This is a genomic window from Fibrivirga algicola (assembly GCF_011742925.1).
In the GTDB taxonomy this organism is placed as follows: Bacteria; Bacteroidota; Bacteroidia; order Cytophagales; family Spirosomataceae; genus Fibrella; species Fibrella algicola.
The window spans coordinates 574,576-601,507 of the sequence record NZ_WAEL01000001.1; the positions used below are offsets into that span (position 1 = coordinate 574,576).

The 26,932-nt window shown below is 52.4% G+C and carries 29 protein-coding genes and 1 pseudogene; 15 read left to right on the forward strand and 15 right to left on the reverse strand.

The genetic code is table 11. The features are described from left to right. Window positions 1-74: 74 nt before the first annotated feature. Window positions 75-866 (forward strand): DUF3050 domain-containing protein, encoded by a 792-nt coding sequence (locus tag F7231_RS02260; protein ID WP_166690756.1) that lies wholly within the window; start codon window positions 75-77, stop codon window positions 864-866. Between the two features lie 94 nt (window positions 867-960). Here F7231_RS02260 and F7231_RS02265 read toward each other — a convergent pair whose 3' ends face one another. Next, window positions 961-1,884, reverse strand: coding sequence for an LEA/WHy family protein (locus tag F7231_RS02265; RefSeq protein ID WP_166690757.1), 924 nt, complete (start codon window positions 1,882-1,884; stop codon window positions 961-963). A gap of 143 nt (window positions 1,885-2,027) precedes the next feature. Further along, the gene (locus tag F7231_RS02270) at window positions 2,028-2,423 is read right to left on the reverse strand and encodes a hypothetical protein (RefSeq protein WP_085414894.1); all 396 of its coding nucleotides are present in this window, start codon (window positions 2,421-2,423) and stop codon (window positions 2,028-2,030) included. Window positions 2,424-2,662: 239 nt separating this feature from the next. Here F7231_RS02270 and rpsT point away from each other — a divergent pair, with 239 nt between their 5' ends. The 4 genes from rpsT to F7231_RS02290 all read left to right on the forward strand — a co-directional run bounded on the left by rpsT (window position 2,663) and on the right by F7231_RS02290 (window position 5,681). Then, window positions 2,663-2,932 (forward strand): 30S ribosomal protein S20, encoded by a 270-nt coding sequence (rpsT, locus tag F7231_RS02275; protein WP_085414893.1) that lies wholly within the window; start codon window positions 2,663-2,665, stop codon window positions 2,930-2,932. Window positions 2,933-3,093: 161 nt separating this feature from the next. Then, window positions 3,094-3,792: a RadC family protein gene (radC, locus tag F7231_RS02280; RefSeq protein WP_085414892.1), complete on the forward strand. Its 699-nt coding sequence runs from the start codon at window positions 3,094-3,096 to the stop codon at window positions 3,790-3,792. A gap of 101 nt (window positions 3,793-3,893) precedes the next feature. Continuing rightward, complete coding sequence (locus tag F7231_RS02285; protein ID WP_085414891.1) at window positions 3,894-4,526, forward strand: HAD family hydrolase; 633 nt, start codon at window positions 3,894-3,896, stop codon at window positions 4,524-4,526. A 9-nt stretch (window positions 4,527-4,535) separates the two neighbouring features. Beyond that, window positions 4,536-5,681 carry a site-2 protease family protein gene (locus F7231_RS02290; RefSeq protein WP_085414890.1) on the forward strand — a complete coding sequence of 382 codons (1,146 nt, stop codon included), beginning with the start codon at window positions 4,536-4,538 and terminating at the stop codon, window positions 5,679-5,681. A 42-nt stretch (window positions 5,682-5,723) separates the two neighbouring features. Here the strand turns inward: F7231_RS02290 and F7231_RS02295 are convergent, their stop codons facing one another. Next, window positions 5,724-6,038, reverse strand: a complete 315-nt coding sequence (locus F7231_RS02295; RefSeq protein WP_085414889.1) for a thioredoxin family protein — start codon at window positions 6,036-6,038, stop codon at window positions 5,724-5,726. A 160-nt stretch (window positions 6,039-6,198) separates the two neighbouring features. On the opposite strand from F7231_RS02295, the gene F7231_RS02300 reads away from it, so the two are divergent. Next, window positions 6,199-7,068 carry a CE1 family esterase gene (locus F7231_RS02300; protein ID WP_166690758.1) on the forward strand — a complete coding sequence of 290 codons (870 nt, stop codon included), beginning with the start codon at window positions 6,199-6,201 and terminating at the stop codon, window positions 7,066-7,068. Between the two features lie 40 nt (window positions 7,069-7,108). Here the strand turns inward: F7231_RS02300 and F7231_RS02305 are convergent, their stop codons facing one another. Next, window positions 7,109-7,327 carry a glutaminyl-peptide cyclotransferase gene (locus F7231_RS02305; protein ID WP_310589278.1) on the reverse strand — a complete coding sequence of 73 codons (219 nt, stop codon included), beginning with the start codon at window positions 7,325-7,327 and terminating at the stop codon, window positions 7,109-7,111. Window positions 7,328-7,527: 200 nt separating this feature from the next. Here F7231_RS02305 and F7231_RS02310 point away from each other — a divergent pair, with 200 nt between their 5' ends. After that, window positions 7,528-7,824: an antibiotic biosynthesis monooxygenase family protein gene (locus tag F7231_RS02310; RefSeq protein ID WP_085414886.1), complete on the forward strand. Its 297-nt coding sequence runs from the start codon at window positions 7,528-7,530 to the stop codon at window positions 7,822-7,824. Window positions 7,825-7,906: 82 nt separating this feature from the next. On the opposite strand, the gene F7231_RS02315 is transcribed toward F7231_RS02310, so the two are convergent. Next, entirely contained in the window at window positions 7,907-10,834 is a 2,928-nt protein-coding gene (locus tag F7231_RS02315) for a S9 family peptidase (protein ID WP_166690759.1), read from the reverse strand. A gap of 203 nt (window positions 10,835-11,037) precedes the next feature. On the opposite strand from F7231_RS02315, the gene F7231_RS02320 reads away from it, so the two are divergent. After that, complete coding sequence (locus F7231_RS02320; RefSeq protein WP_085414884.1) at window positions 11,038-11,490, forward strand: DsrE family protein; 453 nt, start codon at window positions 11,038-11,040, stop codon at window positions 11,488-11,490. 129 nt (window positions 11,491-11,619) lie between these two features. Here F7231_RS02320 and F7231_RS02325 read toward each other — a convergent pair whose 3' ends face one another. The 5 genes from F7231_RS02325 to F7231_RS02345 form a co-directional block, all read right to left on the reverse strand. Continuing rightward, window positions 11,620-12,636: an alpha/beta hydrolase gene (locus F7231_RS02325; protein ID WP_166690760.1), complete on the reverse strand. Its 1,017-nt coding sequence runs from the start codon at window positions 12,634-12,636 to the stop codon at window positions 11,620-11,622. Window positions 12,637-12,662: 26 nt separating this feature from the next. Then, a complete protein-coding gene (locus F7231_RS02330) occupies window positions 12,663-14,282 on the reverse strand; it encodes a carboxylesterase/lipase family protein (RefSeq protein ID WP_166690761.1) in 1,620 nt (539 codons plus the stop codon). A 106-nt stretch (window positions 14,283-14,388) separates the two neighbouring features. Continuing rightward, complete coding sequence (locus tag F7231_RS02335) at window positions 14,389-15,951, reverse strand: carboxylesterase/lipase family protein (protein WP_166690762.1); 1,563 nt, start codon at window positions 15,949-15,951, stop codon at window positions 14,389-14,391. A gap of 83 nt (window positions 15,952-16,034) precedes the next feature. Then, entirely contained in the window at window positions 16,035-16,910 is an 876-nt protein-coding gene (locus F7231_RS02340) for an alpha/beta hydrolase (protein ID WP_166690763.1), read from the reverse strand. 13 nt (window positions 16,911-16,923) lie between these two features. Beyond that, window positions 16,924-17,799: an alpha/beta hydrolase gene (locus tag F7231_RS02345; RefSeq protein WP_166690764.1), complete on the reverse strand. Its 876-nt coding sequence runs from the start codon at window positions 17,797-17,799 to the stop codon at window positions 16,924-16,926. A gap of 127 nt (window positions 17,800-17,926) precedes the next feature. Here F7231_RS02345 and F7231_RS02350 point away from each other — a divergent pair, with 127 nt between their 5' ends. From F7231_RS02350 to F7231_RS02365, 4 genes and pseudogenes are all read left to right on the forward strand, one after another. Further along, window positions 17,927-18,652 (forward strand): NUDIX hydrolase, encoded by a 726-nt coding sequence (locus F7231_RS02350; RefSeq protein ID WP_085415286.1) that lies wholly within the window; start codon window positions 17,927-17,929, stop codon window positions 18,650-18,652. A gap of 197 nt (window positions 18,653-18,849) precedes the next feature. Then, window positions 18,850-19,020, forward strand: a pseudogene (locus F7231_RS27285) (glutathione-dependent formaldehyde dehydrogenase); the annotation flags it as partial. Between the two features lie 93 nt (window positions 19,021-19,113). Continuing rightward, window positions 19,114-19,506, forward strand: coding sequence for a hypothetical protein (locus F7231_RS02360; RefSeq protein WP_310589267.1), 393 nt, complete (start codon window positions 19,114-19,116; stop codon window positions 19,504-19,506). Window positions 19,507-19,715: 209 nt separating this feature from the next. Then, window positions 19,716-20,321 (forward strand): hypothetical protein, encoded by a 606-nt coding sequence (locus F7231_RS02365; RefSeq protein ID WP_166690765.1) that lies wholly within the window; start codon window positions 19,716-19,718, stop codon window positions 20,319-20,321. A 14-nt stretch (window positions 20,322-20,335) separates the two neighbouring features. On the opposite strand, the gene F7231_RS02370 is transcribed toward F7231_RS02365, so the two are convergent. After that, the gene (locus F7231_RS02370) at window positions 20,336-20,749 is read right to left on the reverse strand and encodes a response regulator (protein ID WP_085414877.1); all 414 of its coding nucleotides are present in this window, start codon (window positions 20,747-20,749) and stop codon (window positions 20,336-20,338) included. A 368-nt stretch (window positions 20,750-21,117) separates the two neighbouring features. Continuing rightward, window positions 21,118-22,437: a sensor histidine kinase gene (locus F7231_RS02375; RefSeq protein WP_166690766.1), complete on the reverse strand. Its 1,320-nt coding sequence runs from the start codon at window positions 22,435-22,437 to the stop codon at window positions 21,118-21,120. A 301-nt stretch (window positions 22,438-22,738) separates the two neighbouring features. On the opposite strand from F7231_RS02375, the gene F7231_RS02380 reads away from it, so the two are divergent. Beyond that, on the forward strand, window positions 22,739-23,122 hold the full coding sequence (locus tag F7231_RS02380; RefSeq protein ID WP_166690767.1) for a DUF983 domain-containing protein: 384 nt from the start codon (window positions 22,739-22,741) through the stop codon (window positions 23,120-23,122). 23 nt (window positions 23,123-23,145) lie between these two features. Here the strand turns inward: F7231_RS02380 and F7231_RS02385 are convergent, their stop codons facing one another. After that, entirely contained in the window at window positions 23,146-24,021 is an 876-nt protein-coding gene (locus F7231_RS02385; protein WP_166690768.1) for an AraC family transcriptional regulator, read from the reverse strand. A 167-nt stretch (window positions 24,022-24,188) separates the two neighbouring features. Between F7231_RS02385 and F7231_RS02390 the strand changes: the two genes are divergently transcribed. Beyond that, complete coding sequence (locus F7231_RS02390; protein ID WP_166690769.1) at window positions 24,189-25,385, forward strand: alpha/beta hydrolase family protein; 1,197 nt, start codon at window positions 24,189-24,191, stop codon at window positions 25,383-25,385. A gap of 100 nt (window positions 25,386-25,485) precedes the next feature. Here F7231_RS02390 and F7231_RS02395 read toward each other — a convergent pair whose 3' ends face one another. Both F7231_RS02395 and F7231_RS02400 read right to left on the reverse strand, forming a co-directional pair. After that, window positions 25,486-25,914: a YtxH domain-containing protein gene (locus F7231_RS02395; RefSeq protein WP_085414872.1), complete on the reverse strand. Its 429-nt coding sequence runs from the start codon at window positions 25,912-25,914 to the stop codon at window positions 25,486-25,488. A 33-nt stretch (window positions 25,915-25,947) separates the two neighbouring features. Further along, window positions 25,948-26,199, reverse strand: a complete 252-nt coding sequence (locus tag F7231_RS02400; protein ID WP_085414871.1) for a YtxH domain-containing protein — start codon at window positions 26,197-26,199, stop codon at window positions 25,948-25,950. A gap of 227 nt (window positions 26,200-26,426) precedes the next feature. Here F7231_RS02400 and F7231_RS02405 point away from each other — a divergent pair, with 227 nt between their 5' ends. Continuing rightward, window positions 26,427-26,921 carry a SixA phosphatase family protein gene (locus tag F7231_RS02405; RefSeq protein WP_166690770.1) on the forward strand — a complete coding sequence of 165 codons (495 nt, stop codon included), beginning with the start codon at window positions 26,427-26,429 and terminating at the stop codon, window positions 26,919-26,921. The last annotated feature ends 11 nt before the right edge of the window (window positions 26,922-26,932 follow it).

The window sequence follows — 26,932 nt, forward strand, 5'->3', positions numbered from 1 at the left end:
AATGTAGGCGTATCCGAAAACCTTTTTGCTGCACATCACGTAGGTAATTGGTACACATTACCTATGACTTTATCATGGATTCACTGCTTCAGCAATTAACTACCACACTGGAACCTACGCGTCAGCGCCTGCTCAATCACCCTGTTTATGCTACCGTGCGAGACCTTGACGGGCTGCGCGATCTGACAACATATCATGCCTTTGCCGTTTGGGATTTTATGTCGCTGCTAAAAGCATTGCAGCGCAACCTCACCAGCGTATCGGTGCCCTGGGTGCCGGTTGGTGCCGGTAGTACCCGATACCTGATCAATGAAATTGTGACGGGTGAAGAAAGCGATGAAGCGCCGGAATGGCTGGGAGTGTCCGACTCGCACATTAGCCATTACGAACTCTATCGAATTGCCATGGAGCGACTGGGTGCCGATACTGGCCCCATCGATCAATTCGTAAACGCCGTAGTGGCTGGTACGTCTATTCATCAGGCCCTGCAGGATACCGACGTACCTGAAGGCGTTATGGAATTTGTGCGCTTTACGTTTGATGTGATCCTCACTGGCAAACCGCACATTATGGCCTCTGTGTTCACATTTGGCCGCGAAGACCTTATTCCTGATATGTTCCTGAATTTAGTACGAGAACTGGATGCGGATGCTCCGGATGAACTACGCACGTTCCGATATTACCTGGAACGGCATATCGAAATTGATGGTGACCATCACAGTCATCTGGCCATGAAGATGGTGTCGGAACTGTGTGGCGACGATGCTGGCCGCTGGCAGGAGGCTACCGACTGGGCTATCCGTGGTATGGACGCTCGGATTAGCCTCTGGGATGCCGTTTGTGAGCGTGTGGCGGTGACTCACTAACTGGTATTGTACTACGGGCTTCAACTCGTTTTGTCGATCACAAAAGCGGGTTGAAGTCCATGGTATATACGACCTGCGTCAAAAGCCTGAATCGTTATTGGTTCAGGCTTTTGAGCTTCATAAAGTCAGCGAGATTGCCTTTTATCGTTGTCACAATTTTGCTTTCCTTGAACATGGGATCGTTACTCTTGTCCAGGATTTTACAACGAAAAGCTACCTCTACCGGGGTATTCTTCTTGTTGAACAGCATCTTCGGCAGCAAACCGAGCGACTCACCGGGTTTTACGGTCATGGGTATAACAAATGGCGTTGACCCCTGAGCTTTGATCAGAATAGGCTCTGGCTGATCGCCTTCTGCAATCTGCTTGCCGTCGATCGTAACGCTATAATGCGTGTCGGTGATGTTGAAAGGAATTTTGTTCTTATTGGTGCAGACTAGCCTGGCTGATACATCAGTTCTGTTCAGGCCAAATCGCCCCAGGTCAATGTCGGCCACCTTAAACTCGGGCAGATAAAACACTGGGCCCCGCACTGATTGACTAATCGTGAAAGTGCGTTCACCAGCAATAGGTATGTCCAGATCAAATGTGGTTCTGATGCGGTAATCGGTGCTGTCAGTTCCTGCCGCTTCCAGGCGTTTCAGCACCCCAAGCATCTTGTTTGTGTACAGTTTTACCGGGAGCGAGAGCAGCGTGCTATCCTGTGCTTTTACGTCGATGGTTTTATCATATGCATCCTTGGCTACCTCTTCATTATCGATATAGAGTGTGTAGTCTACCTTACGGGCTTTGAAGCCGATTGGCAACGGATTGTCGATGAGCATCTGCATAGACATCGAGACAGCATCGTCGGTGATGTTGGTCAGAGTGAGTCGGCTTAATTCGAGCCGTGGCTTTAACGTGCCATCATAACGCCCGCCTTCGGCCTGGGCGTTGCTTTTTAACTTGTTGTAATAGAGGTATCCACCAATGCCAACCAGTAGCAGTACACCAATCGTAATCAACCATCCCTTTTTCATAGCGTCGCTTTATAAACTAAACGCCGGCTAGGGACAATGGTTAACAGGAGTGACCCAATGTGTTTGAATATAGGACAGCCGTAAAGTCGCCTCGTACCGATAGGGTGTTGACCCAGGCAGTACGAGGTGACCGGATAGAGAGGCTAGTTCAAGTGAACCAAAGCCGATTTGTACACACGCATTTCGAGCGTCTCGAGCCACTGGTCGAGTGGTTCGCTGGTGTCGCGGGCATTGAGCAACTCAGCGTCAACCTGGCGGAGCAGGAAATACAACTCGTGTACATGGCACCATTGCCGGTTCAATGCGGCCGCCTGATCAGTAGTGGCGGGCATACGGCGGCTCTCGGCCGTGAGTCGGCGAAGGCTTTGGCGGAGATGGTAGCGAAGCGTCATCAACCGGCTGGCAACGGGCAATGTCTGCTGCTGTTGCTCTAATTTGGAGATGCTGCGTGAGAGCAGGGTGTTGCGCTGATTCAGTTGATCAGACACAACCATCCAGGCTTGGTCAGCCTGAAGTGATTCAAACGTTACGGTTCTCATAGTAGGCAAGTGTTACAGAGACAAATCTATTGATTCGACAGAATAAATAACAGTCCGTTTAGTCTACAGCCTAATTAAATTTTGATTAGAGTGCAATTTGCCAAATAGCTTGCAACAAAGGCGTGAGTTTCGCTCTATTCCGCTGTTTAACAGATAAACTATATGCCTTCTGTTTGTGATAATGCACTCAAACGCTTACCTTTGCGGACTGATTTCGGAAACCGAACCAAGTCCTGTCAATGGCAAATCATAAAAATACCAAGAAAGCAATCCGGACCAACGCCAAAAAGCGTCTGTTGAACCGGTACCAGGCCGTAACAAGCCGTAACCTCGTTAAGAAGCTTCGCAGCACCACTGATCACAGCGCCGCCAGCGACCTGTTGAAGACCGTGATCTCGAAACTTGACCGGTTGGCCAAGAAAAACATCATTCACAAGAACAAAGCAGCCAATAACAAGTCGAAACTGACTCGTTTCGTTAACAAACTGGCTCCCGCTACTGCTGCTTAATTGTAGCCTTATCGGTTCTCGTTCTTCCGGAATAAACGGAATTACCCAAACCTTATCTGCTCTGGCGGATAAGGTTTTTTGTTGCCCCTACTCTTACCTTTGGGTATGTTCCAGGGCTGATCGACGGCCCGGTGTGAGCAACGATCCCAGACCGTAACAACATGAATAACTACCAGCCCCTTCGCAGTATAAAAAGCTGGGCCGAAGAGGACCGCCCTCGCGAAAAGCTCATGCTGAAAGGCACCGCCGCCTTGAGCGATGCCGAATTGGTGGCCATCCTGATCAATTCCGGTACGGCCGAACTATCAGCGGTCGATGTGGCGCGCAAGGTGCTGGAGGGTGTTGGCAACAACCTGCACGAACTGGCCAAGCGCAGTGTGAAAGAACTCTCCAAATTTCGGGGCATTGGCGAAGCACGGGCCATTAGTATTGTAGCCGCGCTGGAGTTGGGGCGCCGGCGGCGGGAGCAGGCCCCCCAGGAGCGCCGCCGCATCACCTGCTCGCGCGATGCCTACGAGGAACTGCGCCCGTACCTGATGGATAAACAACACGAGGAATTCTGGATCCTGCTGCTGAACCGGGCCAACGAAGTGCTGCGGCCCGTTCAGATCAGTGCGGGTGGGGTATCGGGCACGGTAGCCGACCCACGCATGATTTTCAAAGTGGGCCTTGAATACCTGGCGAGTGGTATCATTCTGGCGCACAATCACCCATCGGGTAATCTAACCCCGTCACAAGCCGATAAAGACCTGACCCGGAAACTCAAAGAAGCCGGTCGTTTCCTGGACATTCCCGTTCTCGATCACCTTATTGTCACCGATCGAACGTACCTGAGCTTTGCCGATGAAGGGATTTTGTGAACATAAAGTCTGAAAAGTCGTAGGATATAGTACTATAGACTGGAAAGTCATTTTGGAACAAAGCTGGTTTCCCAGTCGTCAAGACAAGCGTAAACGTTACTATGAAAAACATAATTTTTGACCTGGGTGATGTAATCATCCCGATTGATCTGCGGGCTCCATTGCGGAATTTTGCTCAACTGGCCAACCGGTCTGAAGAGGAAATGGAAGCCCTCTGGAAGGAACATGGTATCTGGCAGCAATATGAAACCGGGCTTGTCGATGACGAGTCGTTCAGGGCTGCCGTACGCTCCCTGGTGCGGACAGAGTCTGACGAGCCCGATCGCTGGGCCGACGATGTGATTGATACGGCCTGGAACAGCGTTTTGCTCGATCTACCCATTGAACGTATTGAGCGTATAAAGGCGTTGAAAGGCAAGTACCGCCTTTTCCTGTTGAGCAATACCAATCCGATTCATATTCGTGAAGTGGATGCCCGGCTGGCAGAGCTAGGGCAACCATCGCTCGAGTCGATATTCGAGCAGGTCTTTTATTCACACATTGTCAGGATGCTCAAGCCGAACCCCGACATTTACGGATACGTTCTGGAGCAGGCCGGATTAGAGCCTGCTGAAACCCTTTTTCTCGACGATAATCTGGTGAACATCCAGGCAGCCGCGGGGTTAGGTATCCGGGCCGTTCATGTAGTGCCGCCCAAAACAATTTTGGATTACCTCGATGAACTCGGGGCCTAATCAGTCAATATGCAAACACGTAAGTACCTCATCCATAGTGCTTTATTTCTAATTACATTGCTTACCACCACGGCCGCCGGTGCCGAGTGGATGTTTGGTCGATTCTTTATTCCCTTTCCCGGAACGACAGCGATGGGCTGGCGGGAGTTTGTAGCCGGCTTCAATTTTTCGCTTCCTTTTCTGACTGTACTTACGGTTCATGAATTTGGCCATTATTTCGTAGCACGGGCCAATAAAGTCCGGGTTACGTTACCCTACTACATTCCGTTCTGGTTCGGCCTAGGGCAAAGTATTGGCACAATGGGCGCCTTCATCCGGATCAAAGAGTATATAAGTAGCCGTCAGAAATATTTTGATATCGGTGTTGCCGGGCCATTGGCGGGCTTTGTGGTAGCATTGGTGTTGTTATGGTACGGGTTTACACACCTGCCCCCGGTCGACTATATTTTTACAATTCACCCTGAGTACAAAAAGTACGGCCTTCGCTACGGCGAATTTGTTACCCTGAACCTGAACAAAGGGAATGTATCGGCGCTGGCGTTAGGCGACAACCTGCTGTTCTGGTTTTTCAAGACCTACGTGGCCGACCAGTCGCTGCTGCCGCATCCCTATGAGATGGTGCACTACCCCTATCTGCTGGCTGGTTATCTGTCACTGTTTTTTACCTCACTGAACCTCATTCCTATCGGGCAACTCGATGGGGGACACGTGCTATACGCCATGATTGGCCGCAAGCGGTTCAACGCGCTGGCTCCCGTGCTGTTTGTCGGATTTGTATTCTATGCTGGCTTGGGCTTCTTTAAAGTAGCTGATTTTGCCACTGGTGATGATGCTGTCTTCCAGGATCAGTTGATGAAACTGGTGCTCTACGTAGGGGCACTGTTTCTGGCTTTTTCCCGCATCAACGACCGGCCCATCACCTCACTACTGATTGCTTTGTCGGTGGTAGTGGCTCAATTTGCGGTGTCCTTCATGTTTCCAACGGTAGAAGGTTACATCGGCTTTATGGTCTTCGCCGTTGTACTCGGTCGGTTCCTGGGCGTGTATCATCCAGAAACGGAGGAAAATGAACCCCTCAGCACTGGCCGGAAACTACTTGGCTGGCTGGCCGTGATCGTATTCATTCTCAGCTTCAGCCCAAAGCCGTTTATATAAGCTAACGCGGACCCGAGTCAACGACGTGCGGACCGCGTTACTCTATAAATAAGGCTTTACAGAGGCTTCGAGTTTGCCGATAGACTGTACCCCTGATTTCCGCCAGACTACCTTGCCATCTTTAAACATGATCATGGTAGGTACGCTCTGAATCTGGAATTTAGTGGCTGCAGCTTTATTCCGATCGATGTCGACCTGTACTACGCTGAGTTTGTCGCCGGTGCGGTCTTCCAGGTGCTTCAGCGTGGGATTCAACGCTTTGCAGGAGGCGCACCAGGTTGCAAAAAATTCGACCAGCACGGGTTCGCCGCTTTTGATAAGGTCAGAGAAGGGGAGTGGCTGATTGGCTTTGTTCATTGGTTAGTTTCCAGGTACGTTATCGCTGTAGCTGGAATGTATCTGACAACCAAACCGACAGGCTCCTGAGTTCCAGTCTCGTTCTGTCTATCCTGCCCGGTAACTGGTTAGACCTGTGCGCTGCTTGGCTTTTACGTTTGTTACATTCTAGTATTGACCCATGATCCGACTATTGATACTGCTCTTTCTAACCGTAGCCAGCCTGCCAGTGCGGGCCCAGGTTATCACCGATTCGCTGCTTATCGATGGTAACTACCGCGTCTTTCATTTTAACGAACCAGTCGGCTTGCTCAACCGGCCGAGTCTGGTGTTTGTGCTGCACGGTTCAGGTGGCGATGGACTGGGTATGATGAAATCGGCCACGAAGATGGATCAGCGGGCGACTACCGAAAATACGCTGGTTGTTTACCCAAGCGGCTACAAGCGCTACTGGAATGAGTGCCGCAAAGCTTCACCGGCTCAGGCTAACGTAGAGAATGTGAATGAGCAGGCATTTTTCAACGGTATGATTCAGTACTTTGTCAAGCGGTATCGGGTTGATCAGACTCACGTGTTTGCCGTAGGTACGTCGGGTGGGGGGCACATGGCCTACAAACTGGCCTTGACCATGCCTAAGGCGTTCCGGGCTATTACAGCTATCATTGCCAACTTGCCCGATACGACAAATCTGGATTGTACGCCGTCGGGTAAGGCAGTGCCGGTCATGATCATCAACGGCACCGACGACTCAACCAACCCTTATAACGGAGGTGTGGTAGTGCTGGGTAAGAATATGACGATGGGTGCAGTTCGCTCCACCGATCGCACGTTGGCGTACTGGGCTGACCTAGCCAAATACAAGGGGAAGCCAAGTCTGGAAAAGCTGCCCGATACTGACCCCGCCGACGGCAAAACCATTGAACGCTACACGTACCGCGAGAAAGGGAAACCCGAAATTGTGCTGCTAAAAGTAAACGGTGGTAAGCACGATTATCCCAATGATATCGATGTCCACCTGGAAGCGCTGGCCTTTTTCAAGCGCCAACTATAGGTACAATTTTCGGTAGCAACGTACCCGGAGTCAATCCACCTTACTGAAACCTGGCCCCCTTACGGGCTTTTTGCAAGTCGCTGACCTGCAGTTTAAACAAGGAAGGCCAATTTTTTCCGGTAACATACAGTGCGCCTTCATCCGGACGGTAAGCAATACCATTGAGCACGTTCTCTTTCGTGTTGAGGCCAGCCGGAAGGATAGCCTCCATCGATAGGTCGCCCACTACGTTTCCCGTTGCCAGATCAATCTGAACGATCCGGTTAGTCTGCTATACGTTGGCCAGCATGTACCCGTTAATGTACTCTAGTTCGTTTAGGTTGACCACGATTGGCTTTATTTATTGATCGGCAAAGTAAGCTATCCGATATGCTTACTTCTGTTTTTACCGATGCGGACGCTGCAGGTGTTCCGTCTGAATGAATAGGCTGAATCGTTTAACTGTAAACGCCGTCAAGTATGTATGCACGAATTGTTCAGGTTACCCTCTTGCCTGATGCCGCCACCAAAGCAACCGATTATTTCCGTGATTCGGTAGGGCCAGCCCTCAAGAAACATCAGGGGTTTAAAAACAGTCGATTCCTGGTTAATTTAGAAAACAACCGTTGCCTGATGGTGACGCTCTGGGAGTCGGAAGCAGATCGAACTGCCGCCGAAACGAACGGTTTTTTGCAGGATGTTCTGAAAAACATGAAACCCTATTTTGCGGGGCAACCCATGGTCGACTATTATGAAGTTGCCGTTCAGGTTGCCTGAAGTACTCCCCTGTTTACTACCAGATGCAGTAGGCTTCTGGTAGTAAACAGGGGAGTACTTCAGGCAGATCGATTTTGATCCGTTAGTACTTCATTTCACCCCGGTCTTTTTCAACGGCAGTACGGCCATCTTTCATCCAGGCAGGCATTGGTGCGTCTTTCAGGTAATGATCGAAGAACTGATACATGCGGATGCTCAGGTCTTTGGCGTTGTGCCGGGCCGTGAGGTTGTGGCCTTCTCCGTTGTACACCACCATCCATACGGGTTTATTCAGGCGACGCAGGCCCGTAAAGAACTCAATCCCCTGCTGCCAGGGTACAGCGCCATCCGCATCGTTGTGCATCAGCATCAGCGGCGTTTCTACGCGATTGGCGAAGAACAGCGGTGAGTTTTCGATATAATTCATCGGCTTGTCCCACAGGGTACCACCAATGCGGCTTTGCGTTTTCTCGTACTGGAATTGACGAACAACGCCCGTTTCCCAACGAATACCGCCATATGCCGAGGTCATGTTCGCTACGGCAGCACCGGCCTCGGCCGCTTTGAACAGATTTGTCCGCGTAATGATGTAGGCCGTCTGGTAGCCACCCCAGCTTTGACCCTGGATACCGAGCCGGGTACGGTCGATATTGCCGCGTTCGAGCAGCTTCAGCACACCAGGCACAATGCAGTCGTAAGCGTTGGGACCGGGCTGGCCGGTGGTGTATACGATATCGGGCACAAATACAGCGTACCCATTCGATACGCAATACGGGATATTGATGGTCGACCGGCTGGGCGACGGAGCGCGGTAATCATTCAGCGTTTCGGCATTACGCTCGTAGAAGTACGTCAGCATCGGAAACTTCTTGCCGGGGGTGTCGAACCCTTCGGGTTTGAAGAGGAGCCCTTCCAGCGGTACCCCGTTTGTGCCGGTCCATTTCACCAGCTCTACGTTACCCCACCTGACGCTGTCCTGCTGCGGGTTGGTTTTGGTGAGTTGGACGGGAGCAGCAAAGGTGGTATCGGTCTGAAAAATGTTGGTCGACTCTGTGAAGTTACCCCGGTAAAAAGTCATTGTCGGGGCATTCTTCGCCTTTGTCAGATTCGCATACCGGTGCTGGCTACTCGCGAGCAGGCCAATAGTTACGTTGCCTTTTGCCGGGGGCGTTGCTTTCAATACACCTGCGTGCTTGTCACTTTCCCAAATACCGGTTAGCCACAACTCCTGATTTGGGTTGATATCTTTCTCATCGGGGTCGAGGTCTACGCGGCGCAGCCGCACTTTGTTGGTACGGCCCCAACTGTTAGTCATATTCAGCGGCTTTTCGCGCCCAGTGGGGTCAATCTGCCAGATGTCGTAGCGGTCGTAGATCCAAACGTACCGGTCGCCGGTTGTCCAGCCTGCTGAGCCGTAAGAACCGGGCAGGCTAGGGGTGTCGTGCTCTTCGTCGAAAAATTTGCTGGGTAAGCCACGGGTCAGGTCAAGGCGCTTGTTATCAGCAATCGACCAGGCCCGCCAGAGAGAGTCACGCTCATCGAACCAGTAGGCATACTTGCCACCCGGCGACAGCCGTGGTTGTGACACCATTACGTCGTTGGCAATCCGTTTTTTGTCACCGGTCTGGGTATCGATCAGGTACACGTCGGTATGGCCGGGGTCCCACGAGGATTGCACCTGGTAGGGGAGGTCACTCATGCCCAGCAGGTAGCGGCTATTCACTTTAGGGTCGAACGCGACCGTTGGAATTTCCTGATTGGCCAGTAGTGTCACCCGGCCAGTAACTGGGTCAGCCAGCGTCAGGTAACCACGTTCTTTCTCTTCTTTCAGTCGTTTTTGCTGCATGGGTTGCAGGCGGCTGTCAGTCCAGCTCCAAACGTCCATTTTTACTTTCTCATCGTCGGGGGTAAGCGTGTCTTTCGACGGCTTGATGGCGATGGGCGAAGTCGAGAAATAGAGGCGTGATCCGTCTTCCGAGAAGCGGGGCTCACGGAACTCGTTCACCGTCCAGCGGCTTGGCAAGGCTTTGGACGTTGTATCGACGAGGACTTTGTAGGGAGCCACAACGGGCGCGACTTTGCTCTTGCTGCCTTTGCCTGCCACAGGTGGGGCCATGTTTTTGTACCGAAGCGCAAATACACGCACATCGGCACCGGCACTGTCGGCCGAGGTTAACCAGGCGAGCTGCTTGCCCATTTTATCGACAGTCAATCCCTTGTATAACTTCGTTTTTGAGCTGCTATCTACCAGCATGGTCTGGCCAGTGCCAGTGTTGAACACGAATACGCCGGGGATGAATGACTCACCCGCTTTCAGGGAGTCGCGCGCCGATTCACGGCTGTAAAAAACCGTTTGGCCATTTTCCGACATCACCACATTCGACACAAACGATACGGTACGGCGCGTACCATCGGCCATATTCAGCAACACCATGTCGTCGCCTTTAGGCTTTTTTGTTACACCCCCCCGGCGATTGGCAACGGTTGTGGTCGATACCGGTTTAGTAGGAGCGAGGGTATCTTTCGTGGTGGATGCTCTCAGGTCGGCTGTTGGTTTGGCGGCGTTGGCATCCTGCAACACGGCCAGCCACGAACCGGCCTCTTTCCCAATCATGAATGATTTGATGTTGGGCAATTTTGTGGTGGCGCCGGTGCCCAGATTCAGCACTAACAGGCTGTCTTTAGGCATTTCATCGGCTTTCTTCCTCTTCAGCTTCGCCTTGCGGGTGTCGGCTATCGGGGCTTTTAGGCGCATCACCAGAAACTTGCTGTCGGGCGAGAATTGCGCCATATAACCGCGTGGGAATGTACGGACAGTCGCTTTTCGTGACGCATCGGCAACCTCAAGCCGGCCGTTACCTTCTTGTGGATCAACCTGATAGGCGATCCAGCGCCCATCATTACTGATTTTTTCTGCGCGTACACTTTCCCAGCGGTCGTAGTCGGCGGCGGTGAGCGGGCGTTTGGGTGTTTGCGCAAAAAGCGCATTCGTCAGGATAAAACTGACTAAAAACGTAGCGATCCGAATCATGAGTTAATTTCGGGTTGTATATGAAATGCGTCTAAATATACGAATTAGGGCCATTTTTCGGGTATCGGTAACTACGGAAGGTGGTGATTCAAAGGCCATTTAGTTGGCAGTTCAGCCGGAGTAGCCGGGGATAAAGCTTCCGTTTAGAGACTCGTCTGTTGGCAAGAACAAGTACATTTGACTAAACCAATTCTAACGAACCCATGAAAACGATGCTACTACTGGCGATTTGCCTGTTTGGCAGTACCACTGCGTCTGTATATGCCCAGGCCAAGCCCGGTGAATTTCACGGAGCCGAAGCAACAAAGGCGCGTTACAAGGTTGTTTATCAGTTGAATACTGATGACGAGAGCAAAATAAAAGGAACGCTGAAAAACATTCAGAATGCCATCAGTGACCCCAGGCTAGCCGGAAAACTAGAGGTTGAACTTGTCGTGCACGGCTCGGGAGTGGCCGTTTTTCAAAAAGACAAATCGTACGAAGAAGCCGTGCAGGCTCTGCAGCAAAAAGGGGTTATTCTGGCCATGTGTGAGAACACCATGCGGGAGCGGAAAATCAACCGCGACGATCTGTTTCCGTTCATCAGCTACGTACCCAGCGGCAATGGCGAGCTAATCATCCGTCAACAGGAGGGCTGGTCCTATATGCATCCTTAAGGGACCTGCCGTATAAAGTCAGTCGCGACATAGGTACGTTACCCAGCCGACTAGTTGGCTACATAGTTTATGTATTGTTAACGCGAAGCTAGCCGACGCGTTGACGATACATAAACTATGTAGCCTCGGTTACTTAAAGTGCTTGTTCAGAAAAGCGATCATTTTGTTAAGGGCTTCGGGCGCATCTTTCTGAAAACTGGTTCCCAGATACGCGTTCGAGCCAGAATCGAGGAAGGCGTGGGGGCGGCCTTCATACACCCAATAGTCGATGTTCGTATGACCTGCTTCTTTCAGTTTGCCAATGAACGCTTCGACGGAGGTTGGCGTGGTCAGGTTATCCTTTGACCCAACCGTAAAAAGCATAGGCGGGAGCTTGCGTTCGCTGGCTTTAGGGACCGTATACAGCGGCGACACCTGTTTGTAAGGGGCTGGGTTGCTGGTTGGGTTTAGGTTGGCGCCGAAGATACCCCTGGCTTTGGCTTTGCCTAATGACCAGAAAATATTGCTGTCGTTCTCGAAACCGCTCAACGCACTGCCGTAGAGATCAAATGCCCCATAGCTAATTATGGCTGCCTGTACGGCCAGGCCGTTGGCTTTGGCAACCTGTTCGGCGGTTTTGCCCTTGGGTAGGTACGTTGGTGTGAACCCCAGGGTGTTGCCCGCAAAGCCATCTGTTTCCAGGTTGTTACCCTGCAACACAATCATGGTAGCCAGGTGGCCGCCTGCACTGTCGCCGGTGACAATCAGCTGGCCGGGGTTGCCTTTATACTGGCCGATGTTGTCTTTCACCCACAACACTGCCCCGAACACATCGTTCACAATGTCGTTCATTGTCACCGTATTATTCTGGTCGACCAGCAGGCGGTAGTTTACGTTGCATACTACATACTCGCTGTGGCTGGCCAGGTACGCTGCCGGCTCGTCCATGATGCTCTTGTTGTTGATAAGCCAGCCACCGCCATGAAACATCACAATTACCGGGTAACTTTTCTTGCCGGTGTTGGGTGTGTATACGTCCATGGTCAGCTTAAACCCGTTGGGCGAAGCCCAGACAACGTCACTGGCCTTAGTAAACTTCTCGTTCGGTACCGGTTTGGCCGTTACCGATAAGCAAACCAGCGAAAGCAGAGTAAGTAGGTGGTTCATAGGTTGTTGGTTGGATACAACATTGATTATTTGCTCTGGGCAATCTCGAGTAACTCCTTGTCGTGGTGATTTTTTACCTGACTCGTATTGTCAAAAATCATGGTGGCACCATTCTGAGCAGTGTACTGGGGCCAGTTGGGCAACCCTTTGTGGTTCGGATTTCCGGTGCGGGCAAAGGCGATCCAGGCGCGGCTCATTTTGTCGGCCAGGGCGTGGGCTTCTTTGCCACCGCCGGTCATCTCTTCGCACCGGCTTATGTTGTCGAATGCAAACGGAATTTCCATGCAGTGCATCGACTTGTAGATTCCGTCATTGACGGGCGAATTCCACGCGAATACATACATGTAAACAGGGGCGGCGCCGGCAACGGCTTTCTGGCTCCCCTGCCGAATGGCACCTGCCCGGAAACCGATGTCGACGGTCATGAAATCTGCTGGCTGGGTGGCTTCAGGATAGGCTTTTTTCACGGCGGCCAGGTACGTATCGGTTTTGCTGCCCATCTGCTTTTGCAGCCCCGCTTTAGCGCTTTCCATAGTGGCTACGCGGTTGGTGGGGTTGAAGGGGCCGAACTCTGTTTTAGTTGAGCCAACCAGCAACGGAATGTCTTTCGACAGCGCCACAGCCTCAGTTGACGAGGCCTGGTAGGGGAGGAAGGTACCATCGAGCGTAGGTCCCCAGCCCACGCCGAAAGAAGGTCTGTTTTCGGCTCTCAGGCTCTCGTTCACCTTACGCAAGGCTTTTTTGCTGGCTGCATTCAGGCGTTCATAGGAAATGGTCTGCAGCGAGTCGGCTTGGTTGGGCTGTAGGCTTAGTTCGGCCAGAATAGCGGCACTCACTTTCTGGGATAGCTCTTTTTCCGTGAAGCTGGTAATGTAGCTGCCACTCTGGACAATGGCTTTGTGAAAGAGACCTTTGGCCAACGGCGCATTCATGAGGCTAGTCACCTTACCACCCCCGCCTGACTGGCCGAAGATGGTGACGTTGTTGGGATCGCCGCCAAACTGCGCGATGTTCTGTTTCACCCACTGCAACGACGCCACTAGGTCCATCAAACCCGCATTTGCTGAGTTTTTGTATTTATCACCATAAGCCGACATGTCAAGGAAACCCAGCACGTTCAGGCGGTGGTTGACCGTAACCACAACCACATCGCCTTTTTTGGTCAGGTTTTCGCCATCGTATGACGGTAGTTCTACCGATGAGCCTGCTGAAAAGCCACCACCGTGAAACCACACCATAACGGGGCGTTGCCTGGTTTTGTTGATCTCCGGCGACCAGACATTCAAACTCAAGCAGTTTTCGTTGGTGTAGCCCCAGTCGTGATGAAAGGGAAATTCAATTTCGTCGTTGGTGCTGGTAGTAGCATCCATCGGACAAACGGGGCCGTAGGTCATCGAGCTACGTACCCCCGTCCATGAGTCAGGTTTGGTAGGTGCCATGAACCGCTCGGCTTTGGCGTAAGGAATACCCTTGAACGTGAACGTGCCGTTATGAACGTAGCCCTTTACGCTGCCCGATTCGGTTTGTACCGTGGCAATGCCTTTACCCGCCATAACTGGCGTTGTGGTGCCGGTTGGTGTTTGCCCCAGGCTCGAAAACGGCAGGGCCAGCACCGCGAGGGAAAATAAAATGGATTGAGTTTTCATTGGTTTGGGGAAGCGGTTTTATAAGCGAGATTAGGGTAGTTCACGTATTAGTAATGAGTTGATTTATAGAAAGTTAATTTTGTTGTTTTACGCTGTAGTCTGTGCGTTATGGCCGACTCAACAGGGTAAACAGGAAATCGAGCGAGGGGGCATCGGGGATGGATTGCGCCTGTACCTTGTCGCCCAGCGTCATAATTTGCTTGTCTGCTACGCGGTAAGCGGGCCAGTGCGGAACACCCTTGCCGTCGGGGTTGCCGGTTTTAATGAAGTTCACCCAGTAGGCCGACATTGTTTTGGCGAGTGCATCGTCGGTGGCGTTGAGGGGGCGAAGCTGGTGGTCGATAAACTGGAGGTTGTCATACGCATAGGCCACTTCGCCGGTATGGAACGCCCCGTACCGGGCATAGTCGCCTGTAGCGGGCAACTTCCGGGTGAAGCGGTACACATATACGTTTCGGCCCTGCTGACTCTCCAGGTTGGCCCAGCCGAAGTTCTGGGCCCCAAAAATCTGGTCGCGTGAAAGGTTATTTTGTGAAGCCGCCGCCTGCGCATCGGTCTCGCCGGGGTAATACCGCAGCAGGGTTTCGGCGTCGGCCCCGTATTGCTGCCTGATCTGCCGTTTGTAATCGGCCGCGTTTTTGGGTGGGCCAAACGCCATGCCTTCGTCTTCGTTCCAGCCGGTGAGCAGCGTTACCTTGTTCTGCCGACCCGCCCCAAACAGCGCGGCCATCGGCTCGGGCAGCACGTACCCATCCACAATAGGCCCGCGTACGCTGCCTTGTCCCTTCTGCATGATATCGGCAGCCGGTTTGGCCCGTAACTCCGCCAGCGACGACGTACCCAGCGCCTGCATCACCTTCAGTCCACTTTCTTCGGCCTGCGCCAGGGTAGCCATGGGCCGCGCCAAGCTTGCACCGCTTTCGGCAATGACTTTGGTAAACAGGTTTTTCGCCAGGGGAGACGCCACCAGACAATTCACGCTCATTGACCCCGCCGACTGCCCCGCAATAGTCACGTTGTTGGGGTCGCCACCAAACTGCGCAATGTTGGCCTTCACCCACTTCAAGGCCGAAACCTGGTCCATCAATCCGTAATTGCCCGACGCGTTTGTGCCCGATTCCCTGGTCAGTTCAGGATGCGCGAAGAAGCCGAACGGACCTACCCGGTAGTTGGCGCTGACATAAATGACCCCCTTTCTCGCGGTCGCTTCGCCGTCATACAGCGGCACGTTGCCGCCCCCGCTATTAAACCCGCCCCCGTAAATCCAGAGCAGAACGGGCCGTTTCTCATTGGCCGACCTGGCACCGGTCCAGACGTTCAGGTAGAGGCAATCTTCGCTGATGGGTTCGGGCGCAATCAGGTACTCGGCACTCCAGGGACCAAACGGGGCGGGGGCTCCCTGCATGGGGCTAGGCCCAAAAGCAGCGCAGGCCCTAATGCCCGACCAGGGCTTGACGGGCTGCGGGGCTTTCCAGCGCAGGATGCCAACAGGCGGTGCCGCAAAAGGAATACCCCGAAACACGTGCACATCGCCGGTCTTGTTCAACGTACCTGAGATAGTGCCACCGGTGACGGCTACCGTATCGAACATCTTCGGCACTGGTATAAACGCAGCGGTACTAAGCAGTGCCGCGAAAGAAGCACTCAGAAGAAGCAGGGATGTTTTCATGAACTTCGTTAGGGTGACTAATGGGTACGTTTCTGGGTAACTGGCTGATCAGGTGCAGTTTTGTACAACAGCACTCTTCAAGCTCAGTTTGCGGCCACCTGATTGGCGGTCAGGATTTTATTAAAAAAGAGCAGTTGATAGGGCAGGGCGTTTCCCCAGTAGTCCCAGGTGTGAGCGCCGGGGCGCTCGGTGTAGTCGTGCGGGGTTTGGTTGGCCATTAATTGCCGGTGCAGGTCGCGGTTGCCTTCGATCAGGAAATCGTCGACGCCAATGTCGAGAATCAGCGGCAGGTTATTAGCTTTGAGCTGGCTGGCCAGGGTTACCATGGTATAACCGGGATAAGGCGTGTCACCCTCTTTGGCTGGGCCAAGTAGTCGGGCCAGATTGACGCGTCGTTGGGCGGCAAAATCGGCCGTTACTTTCCAGGTGGCCGTATTGATGTTCATCACCCCGCTCATGCTGCCGGCGGCGGCGTATAGCTCGGGGTGGCGGCTGGCAATAAACATAGCCCCGTGGCCACCCATCGAAAGCCCCGCGATTACCCGCCCCTTTTTATCGCGGACGGTGCGATAGCTGGCGTCGATTTTTTCGACTAGCTCCTTTGAGATGAACGTCTCGAACTGACTGGTTTTTACCAATGGGCTATCAAAATAGTAGCTGGTCGGGTCGCCGTCGGGGGTAACAATGATGAGGTTATACTGATCGGCCAGGCGGTGCAACAGTGTTTTGTCGGGCGTTTTGGTGAGCCAGTCGCGGAAACTGCCCGAGCCGCCATGTAGCAGGTACAAAACCGGAAACGCCTGTTTGCGGGCTTTTTTGTACCGCTCGGGCATCACCACGGCGGCCCGTAACGTCCGGTTCATGCTCGCGCTGGGTACGTCGATGGTATCGACTTTGGCGGCAAAAATCGGAAGGGAGAGAAAGAAGCTACAGGCAAAAGCCAGCCATTTACTACGCATTCTGGTTGGGGGTTTATTGAGCCACGCTACCGTTGGCTTTTAGAACGTTGTGAAAAAACTGAACATGATAGGGCAATGAATTCTGCCAGTAGTCCCAGGTGTGGGCACCGGGCCGTTCGGTGTAATCGTGGTCTACTTTGCTGTAAACCAGCCGACGGTGCAGCTCACGGTTCGGCTCAATCAGGAAATCGTCGACGCCACAGTCGATAATCAGCTTCAGGTTGCTGGCTTTCAGTTGCGGCACCATGTTCACAACCGAATTGGCCGCATAGTAGTCGGGCGTTGAGTTTGCCGGACCCAGAATGCGGGTGAAGCCGGGCTCGATCTGCTTGGCGAACTCGGGGGTGATACGCCAGTTTGTCGCGTTCAGGTCGAGGGCACCGCTCATGCTGCCGGCGGCGCAGTACAGGTCGGGGTGCCGCGCGGCCAGATACAGGGACCCATGTCCGCCCATGCTGAGTCCGGTGATAACCCGGCCTTTTCGGTCGTGAATGGTGCGGTAGGTGTTGTCTATTTTATCGACAACCTCCTTAGTCAGGTACGTCTCGAACAGGTTGTCTTTCTGAACGGGACTGTCGAGATACCCACTCAGCCGATCGCCTTCGGTCATTACAATGATGAGATTGTACTGATCGGCCAGTTTCTGCACCAACTGTTTATCGGGTGTTTGTTTGAGCCAGTCGCTGAACTGCCCCCCGCCGCCATGCAGCAGATACAGCACAGGTAGATTACTTTTCGTTTTTTTGTAGGACTCAGGAAGGGCTACGGCCGCCCGCAACATGCGTTTCATGGCGGCGCTGGGTACGTCGAGCGTGTCGATGCTGGCTGCAACCGTCAGGTACGGGAGCAGGGGTAGAAGAAAAGCGGCGAGTAAACGGGTGAGGCGCATTGGGTAGGCGGGATTGGGTGTTTTGGCCCTACGAATAGGGGCTCAACTGGGTAGCTGATACCTTTACGTCAAAAGTACGTAAAGAAACTTTTTCCAGTGCATCAATAGGTTATTATTGACTGATTTTATGATCGAGTATAATCATCCGGCGGTTCAGTACTATCAGGACGTATCTGAACAGTGCATTCACTACCTGTCTATCGACGGGGTGATCTTCGGTTTTCACGAAAATCAGTTGAAGGTGCTGCTGCTGCGCTGGAAGGGCACCGACGAGTGGAGCCTGCCGGGTGGCTTCATCCGTAAGGCTGAGTCGGTCGATGTGGCGGCGCAGCGTGTGGTGCAGGAGCGAACGGGCCTGGACGAGCTTTATTTGCAGCAGTTTCATGTGTTCGGCGAGGCGAATCGCTATGACCAGGCCGATACCTGGAAGCGAACGAAGCTGCCCGTGCAGGACGTAAACTGGTCGGAGCGAACGATTTCAATTGGCTACTACGCCCTTGTCGACTACTCGAAGGTGGTGCCTACGCCCGATTTTTTGACCGACGAATGCCGCTGGTGGCCCGTAGATGAAGTGCCCGGCCTGCTGTTCGACCACAACCACATCATTACCGTTGCTTTGCAGTCGCTGCGTAAACAACTGGACGATCAGCCCCTTAACCAGCTATTGCCCAATACGTTTACCGTGCCGGAATTACAGCGGCTATACGAAACCATTTTGGGGTACCCGCTCGACGCCCGCAATTTTTACAAGAAACTCATCGGCTCTGGTACGTTGGAACGGCTGTCTGAGCGTCGGGCTGGTACGCCCCATAAAGCGCCTTACCTGTATCGGTTCAAATCGGTCGGCGTGTAACGCACCGATCGGGTCACTCAGCGCCGGGTACGTAGCAATTAGCCAACGAAGCGCAGGGGTTGTGCCTGATCTGCCTCGACTGGACGTACTGCCTGCGTCAACCTACCTGTGTTAATTCGGTTCCGTTTCCTTACTTCACCTACCTGGCTCAGCCAGTAGGGAAGGACCCCAGTTTATACCACAGTTGCTTCCGCATCCCCACCGTCATTCCCGACTGGATAGACCATGACGATGCCGTACTGCTAACCGATGTGGTGCCCACGGCCTACCAGGCAGCCGAGATGGGAGGCATGAAAAAAGGTGATACTGTTGTGGTGTTTGGATCTGGTCGGGTGGGAATCCTGGCGGCAAACTGTGCGTGGCTGTTTATCGGATGCTTACCACATCTTCTCGGCCAAACTCGACAATTATATCAACCCCATTCTTATCCCCCCTTCTGCGAATAAATAACCCGATTTACTATGAAACCGAATCCAACTGATTTTTCGCACATCAATAGCTGGGGAGTAGAGGCTGATCCGACAAATGAGTCTACCCATCCCAGGAAACACTACACTGGCGACGACCATCAGCGTGTCAACTGGGAGCGCCCCGCCCAACAGGCGGCCACTGTTGAGATACTACATGCCAACGACCGACCGAACCTGACGGCCGTGTTTAGCATGTTGTCGCTACCCAGCGGCTTGAGGGGCGTTATTCAGCGGTTTGCCTTTCGTTTGAGCGAGTCGGAGTACGGCCACTGGTTGCCACTCATGCTGGCCGACTGGGGCAATGTGGTAGAAGGCATCATCGATGACCTGAGCCACGGCCATGTGCCGACTATATTCGCCGAAAAAGGCTGGAAAGGCGATTGAGAACATAACCGCATGGGGCTGGTTGGCGCTGCTGTCACAACGGCTTTGTTCATGTTACTGTCTCGCAACACCAAAAAAAGTCGGCGGCTAACCGAGGTATGTTCGTTTTTCGCTGTTGGCTATTGCCGCTTGCCAACACTCATTTCACTGCATTGCCGCACGGGCAACTGCATTTACGCACCAGTTAATTAGTCCCAAGCTCTTAACCGATGAACCCAAAAACGTTGGCTGACAAGGTTCAGCAAGAGGCAAAGGTGGCGAAGGGTGATGCCACCAAAGATGTTGTATATGTCAGTCAGAACACGTTTGCTGACGACGAGGAAACAAACGCCGCTTTTACCCGATCTGTAGATAAGTTGCTGAATGTAAATGGCTGGTCAGGTCTTTCCACCTTCACCGCCGACTTTGAACTGCACGACCAGAACGGGCAACCCAAAGTGGGTCGGGTAGCGGTGGGCGATTACATCAAGATCGTATTACCCGGCCCCATGCCCGAAAACTGGGTACGTGTCATTGACCACTCCGCGCAGAAAAATCAGGTTGACTTTACGGTTCAGCCCACCCACGCCCCCGCAAAAGCCAATACGGCGCCAACAGACCATTTTTTTAGGGAAGAAGCGCGCAGCATTTTCCGGGTCGAACGGGCGGGTACTACCATTACGGCATCTGAAATCGGGCGCGATGAAGCCATCAATAATCATCAACCCGAAGCCGGTGATCGGGCTATCATCAACACGGCAATTGCAGCAGGAGGCTGGTTGTTCTACCAGAAACTTCAATGGAAACTCCTAACCGATTACCTGGTCCATTCATAGCCCGATCAGCCACGCTACAGCAGTGCATACATGATTCCGCTGAGCTTATCGGCTAATTTAGTGGCCTGTCTTTCAGTTGGTAATACCAATCCGTAACCGATCTGCCGACATGTGGCCACGTCAACGGGGCGTCCTGGCTTGCTCATGATAACGACCGGGATCGTTTGCCATACGGTTGTCTGAGCCAGCGTTGCTAACGTATTGTACCCCTTATGGGCGTCCATATCCCAGTCCATTATCAACAGCGATGGCTTGGGGTAAACGTAACTTCGCAGGGCGGCGATCAACTCAGTACTGTGCATAAAAAAATAGAGGGTGGCCGTAGGTTCTGCCTCGGTAAATGCCTGTCTGTACCGGTGATGGTCGCTCAGTTGATCAACGGCAATGAAAATAGTCGGCGAATCGACGGTTTGTGTGGCATGATTCATCGGAAGTAGCTGTCTGTCTATTGGAGTTGTTTTGTTTAGTCAAGGGCATGTCATCTCTGGCTTATACAAAATGACAACTAGTTGATGAAGAACTGAAACTGACTGGGTTACGAGAAATTAACTGGGTGTTTGTGATGGAGACACGCGCTTGTCAGCATGCGCCCATCCGATACGTGTCAAGCGGATTACGATGCATTAAGCGACCAATTGTTCATTTAGGTTAATTTAATTGCATTAAACTACTAAAACTATAGAAATACTTACTTTTTGAGCAAAGCTGCTGCTTATCTATCAACCCACGACAAGTAGTTGTATACTCAATGAATGATCGTATGGTCTTACGTTGTTTTTACGAATTGCGTAAGCAACTAAAGATCAGGTGATTGTACGTTTAAGCGCACCCTGAAGAGTGTGCCTCGTCCTTTGATACTCTCCATTTCCAGGCTTGCCCCAATCATCTCGCACAGCCGCTTCACAATCTGCAGGCCTACGCCCTCGCCCTGATCGGGGGACTGGTGACTTTGTGCTTCCAAGGCTGGCCCTGAGGGTACATCATGCTCATTGTTGGGTGTTACAGCAACGGGCTGTCCTTCTTCGGGGCTAAGCACGCTGGTTTCTTCAACAATTGGTCGGAGCTGCTTATGAAACTGCTCCATCAGGTTTGGCGGAAGCCCCGGTCCTGAATCCTGTACGCTGAATCCCCACCGCCAATCGTTTTCGGCTGACCAAGACACTGACACCAGGCCAGGGTGAGCGGGCGTAGACGGGGTGTAGGTGAGGGCGTTGATGATCAGGTTCTGCGCTATCCGGTAAATTTTAAGCCGGTCTGTTCGTACGGGTAACAGTTTGGGCCCTTCTGCCCGTAAAATAAGGGCTCGTTCGGTTGCTTTAGGCTGGGCGCTGGACACCAATTCGGTTAGTAATTGGGCAGCATCGAACGATTCCAGCTGAACGGGCTCATGACCAGCCTCCAAACGCGACAAGTCCATCAGGTTCGTCAACATCGATTGCACATGGTTCAGGTTCCGATTCAGCATATCCATGTACTGTTGCCGATCTTCGGGGCTCAGATCATCCATTTGAAGAAAGTAAGCAGCCCCCATACTCAGGCCCAGGCCACTGCGCAGGTCGTGAGAAGACGTGCGTAACAGATCGCCCCGCCGGCGGGAGAGGGCCTGCATTTCCAGTAAGGCCTGCTCCAGACTGGCAGCCCGGTTGGCGGCCTGCAACCGCTGCAACTCGTCATGCTTAGTGATGCTGCCCCCGATTGTTTCATTCATCAGGGCCATGATCTGGTGCTGCGCCTGCAACACCAGGTCTGGATTTGTGCCCGGAAATAGTTCGCGGAACAATTTGAGTTCGCTGACTAATAGCTCCGACAGATGATGTAGTTCTTTTAGCAATTCAGGCAGGCCCAGCGACTTTTGCCATCGGTGTAACCCGTGCGACCGAGCCGTTACAGCCGGATCATTGTCGGGGGTACGTCCCAGAATGCGCTGTTCCAGAATGTCGAGGATAGCAGGCATCAGGTTATTGAATTCTTCGCGGGACAATACCGCTATTTTTTTAAGCGAAGGGTCTGATTCGCAGGCAGTACGCCAGTTGTTGAGCAGCGTTTCCCGTCGGTTGAATAAGAAGTCAACCAGTTCATTACTAGTTGGTGAATTAGCGGGAGAAGGCAGATTCATGCGATAGCGGATTAAGGACCAAAACAAATCGGCTAGGCTTTGCCACGGGCATTCGACAGGTTAACCAGGATCTTGGTGATAGCAGAACTGTGTAAGCACCAAGTTGCCTACACACAGCTCTTTTCCTGAGTGTATGCACTCATTAAGTTAGATAAAGGTGCTGCCCGGTGCGGTAACAGGTACGTGTTAAAGACGGAAACGGCTACATGAAACGCCGTCGATCTGTACCATAAATGGAGGGATTTGTCCGTAAAGCAACGCTGCTGGGGCTCGACATTTGCATGGTACATCAACCACTGACATGCTAATCAACAGCCGCTTATACAGCGTTTTCCACAATAAGTGCCCTCGTTGCCACGAAGGCGATTTTTTCGTTACGAAGAGCGCTTTCACCCGCCATTTCGACGACATGCATGAGCGTTGCCCGCACTGCAACCTGAACTTCAGCCCCGAACCTGGCTTTTACTGGGCGGCCATGTTTGTCAGTTACGCCTTTTCGAGCGCCTGGACCCTAATTACCTTTTTCATTGCCGTTATCTGGCTCAAGATCGATCTGGATTACTACCTGATGGGGTTGGTGCCTACGCTGCTTTTGTTGACGCCTCCCTTTTTTAGAATGGCCCGACGTACCTGGCTGAGCTTTTTTGTAAAGCCGGACGTGCACCACGTAGAGGCGGCTCGCTAAGGTGCCTCTAGCCTCCTGCCGGGTTATCGGAAACTCCGTCGAAACTGCTCGGGCGTCTGACCAGCGGCTTTACGAAAGAAGCGATTGAAGTACGAGTGGTCCAAGAAGTTGAGCCGGTCAGCAACCTGGGCCACTGACAGCTCGGTATGAACCAGCAAGCGCCTGGCTTCGAGGAGTAGCCGTTCCTGAATGAGCTTTTGCAGTGATTTACCCAGGCCCGTTTGACAAACCGTGTATAATTGCTTCTCTGAGAGCGCCATCATATCGGCATAGTCACGAACGGTCTTATGCTCGGCATAATACCGGTCGACAAGCTGTTCCAACTGGCGAATCTGGCTCTGCGCGTGGGTCGATAGGTGTGGGGGCTGGCTGGCGAGGCAAAAGCCGCTCACCTTCACCAGAATAATATTCAGGTATGACCGGATAACGTCTTCGCGACGGTAGCTGCTGCCAATCGATTCGCGGTACGTCTGCGCAAATAGCCACGTCATATCGGTGGCATCGGCCTCGGGTAAGTACACAACGGGCGGCGTAGCCAGCGAATGAAACAGCGGCAGGTCGCTTAGCTTCCGGGCGGGGTAGTCGATCAGGTAAAACGCCGGATTGAAAAAGAGCAGGTAGCCGTCGGCATCTTCAGAAAAGGTCCAGTTGTGTACCTGAGCAGGCGACATAAAAAACACACTTCCGGGCTGAATGGGGTAATCAATAAAGTCGATGGTGTGCGTTCCGGTACCTTGTGTGAAGAGAACGAGCAAATAAAAATCGTGCCGATGGGGGGTATGAACGAACCGGTATTGCGCCACATGCTCAGCAAATAACTGCACGTATACATCGGGGTACTGCTGGTGAGCCTGCTCAAAATCATCCAGGTGCAGAATAGGCAGCGTTTTCTCGTTCATACGAAGCAGGTTGGCTTAATAAGCCGCCAAATCTATAACGTAAACGTGAGTCATTCCGTGGGATGTAGCATACAAGTTGGCTTGTTTATATCTCTACTGGATGAGTAGGATATAGTGAACGGAAGGGGTGTTTATCGTGTTTTTTAAAGACACTCACTCAACGTTTCATGATCAAAATTCTGTTGCTATCGGCCCTTTTCGGGCTGACAGCTCTGGCTCCGTCGGCCTGTCGCCAATCGGCCCCGGCCGATGTAGTTACCCCGCCTAAACCCCGCACGTTGGTAAAGGCCGAACTGCTGGGTACGTATACACCCGAGCAGTTGAAAGGACGCTATAACGGGGCTACCTCATTTTTGCGGTTGCTCACTCAGTTTGGCATCAAGGTGTACCGCCTGTCGTATAACACCACGAACACTGATGGTCGCGCTATTGTGGCGTCGGGCGCAGTACTGGTTCCGCAAACTACGCAGGCGCTGTCACTGATCAGTATGCAGCATGGCACGATCAGCAGCGATGATCAGGCGCCGTCTTATTACCGAAGCAGCAGCGAAGCCTACACGTTTGGCTCCGTGTTTGCGTCGGTGGGGTATATCGTGGCCGCTCCTGACTATATTGGCTATGGCGCGTCGAACAATGTGCCGCACCCGTACGAACACAACGCCTCGCTGGCCTCGGCTTCGCTGGATATGTTACGCGCTACGAAAGAGTTTCTGGCCGATGAACACGTAAACTGGAATGAGAAACTGTATACGGCTGGCTACTCAGAAGGCGGCTTCGCAACAATGGCTCTTCAGAAAAAACTGGAAGCCGAAGCGCTGGGCGAGTTCAACCTGATTGCTTCCAGTGCAGGAGCGGGCGCTTATGACAAACCAGCGTTTATGCAGCATATTGTCAATACACGTACCCAGGGCAGTATCGACTATAACAGGCTATATCTGTGGGTACTGCTTACCTATGACCGTGTATACGGCCTGAACCGGCCGGCGTCGTACTATTTTAAAGAGCCGTACGCGAGTCGGGTACAGGCAAACGGCCGTAGCGCGCTGCTTAACGTTAGTTTTAATGAGGCGCTGACCGATACGTTCCGGCAGGCCGTGCAGAATGGTACTGACGCAGATTTTATACGGTCGGTGCAGGATAATGACATTCACGACTGGAAACCGATAACGCCCACGCGGTTATATCATGGCGACGCCGATAACACGGTATTTTATTTCAATACGCAAAACGCTTACGACGCCATGCAGAAACAGGGTGCAACCAACGTAGGCCTGTATCGACTGCCGGGACGTACCCACGCCACGGGTATCCTGGATTTTGTACTCGGTACGTTCGAATTTTTTAGTTCAAAACAAGCTCAATAGTAAACTGTATAGCTAAAAAGCGAACGCCCCTGACTCGTAGAGCCAGGGGCGTTCTTTCATAGATCGTTGAGTAAATCAGTACTGTTGTACTGGGTTGCGATTAGTCGATTTTAAGCGACTCTTTCGCAGAATTAATGCCAGACTTTGCTTTATCAGCTGTTTCGTCTACTGTGTTGTTGTAGTCGGCTTGTGCCTGATACTTGTTCGCGTCGAACTCCGACTGAGCCTGGCCTTTAGCCTGGTTGAACTGATCTTTCGCCTGACCAACATATTGGTTAGCCTGCTCTTTCACTTGACCAACATACTGATTGGCCTGCTCCTTTACTTTTCCGAATTGGTCTTTTGCCTGGTCAACATATTGGTTGGCCTGCTCTTTTACCTTTCCGAATTGGTCTTTCAGGTCTTCCGAACGTTTGTTGGCTTCTTCAACCAGCTTTTCGCGGGTTTCTTTGCCACTCCGTGGAGCTGTCAGGATGCCGATGGCTACGCCAGTTATAATGCCGGTTAGGAAATCACGTGTGCTACGCATTGTCTTCTTTGTTTAAGTGTTGAGTTGGTAGTATTAAAATTTGGCGCGACGTTTAGCGTCAGCGGCCACACTCTTTGTTTTGTCAGTCGCCGTTTCGACATACTCATTGTACTGTTTACGGATGCTTTCTAAACCATCTTGCAGTTGATCCTGCAAATCGCTGAAAAAGTTATCAGTGTCGGAAGCCAGACCTTCGCGGGTTTTTTTGCCACTCTGCGGTGCCAAAAGCACCCCAACAATAACGCCCGCTGCAACGCCAAGTAATATTCCGGGTAGTGATTTCATGAGTATGCGTGTTTAGTGAATTGGGTCATGTGAACACCCCACCTATTGAAAAAAGCGTACCAGTTTATTTTCCTCCCCCGCCTGGATATTAGTAAGCTACTGGAAAACAGGTCGTTGGGTTCTATCTAGCGGTACGTGCCAAAAGTGTGATGTATCTTGTGGTCGGGGAACATCTTCCACAAACTGGTTAGTATGACCCCCAACTGTATATACGAACAATAAAGAATATGTTGAAACAATCATTGATTTTACTGCTGGCTATAGGTTGCCTGAGCAGTTGTGCCCCTACGGCCACTGTATACATAGTGCGCCATGCTGAGCGTGCTAACGACACGGACACAACCAGTTTATCAGTTGAAGGGCTGCGCCGTGCCGACAAGTTGGCGCAGCGTTTGGCAGGAGTGAAATTGGATACGGTTTACGTGACGCCCTACACTCGGACCCGTCAAACGGCCCAACCCACCGCACAGTCAAAGAGGCTGCCGCTGACACAATACCCTACCAGTCCGGTCGCCAAACTAACCGGCCGGATCCGTACTTTTCGGGGGCAGTCGGCGCTGGTTGTTGGGCATAGCAATACAGTACTGGAGATTGCCAGAGAGTTGGGCGCTAAGCCCGTTTTGCAAAAAATAGAGCACGGCGACTACGCGAACCTGCTGATTGTGAAGCTGCGCCAAACGGGCGCTGGCTGGAAAGCCACACTTCGTGAAGAAACCTATTAATGAGTACCATC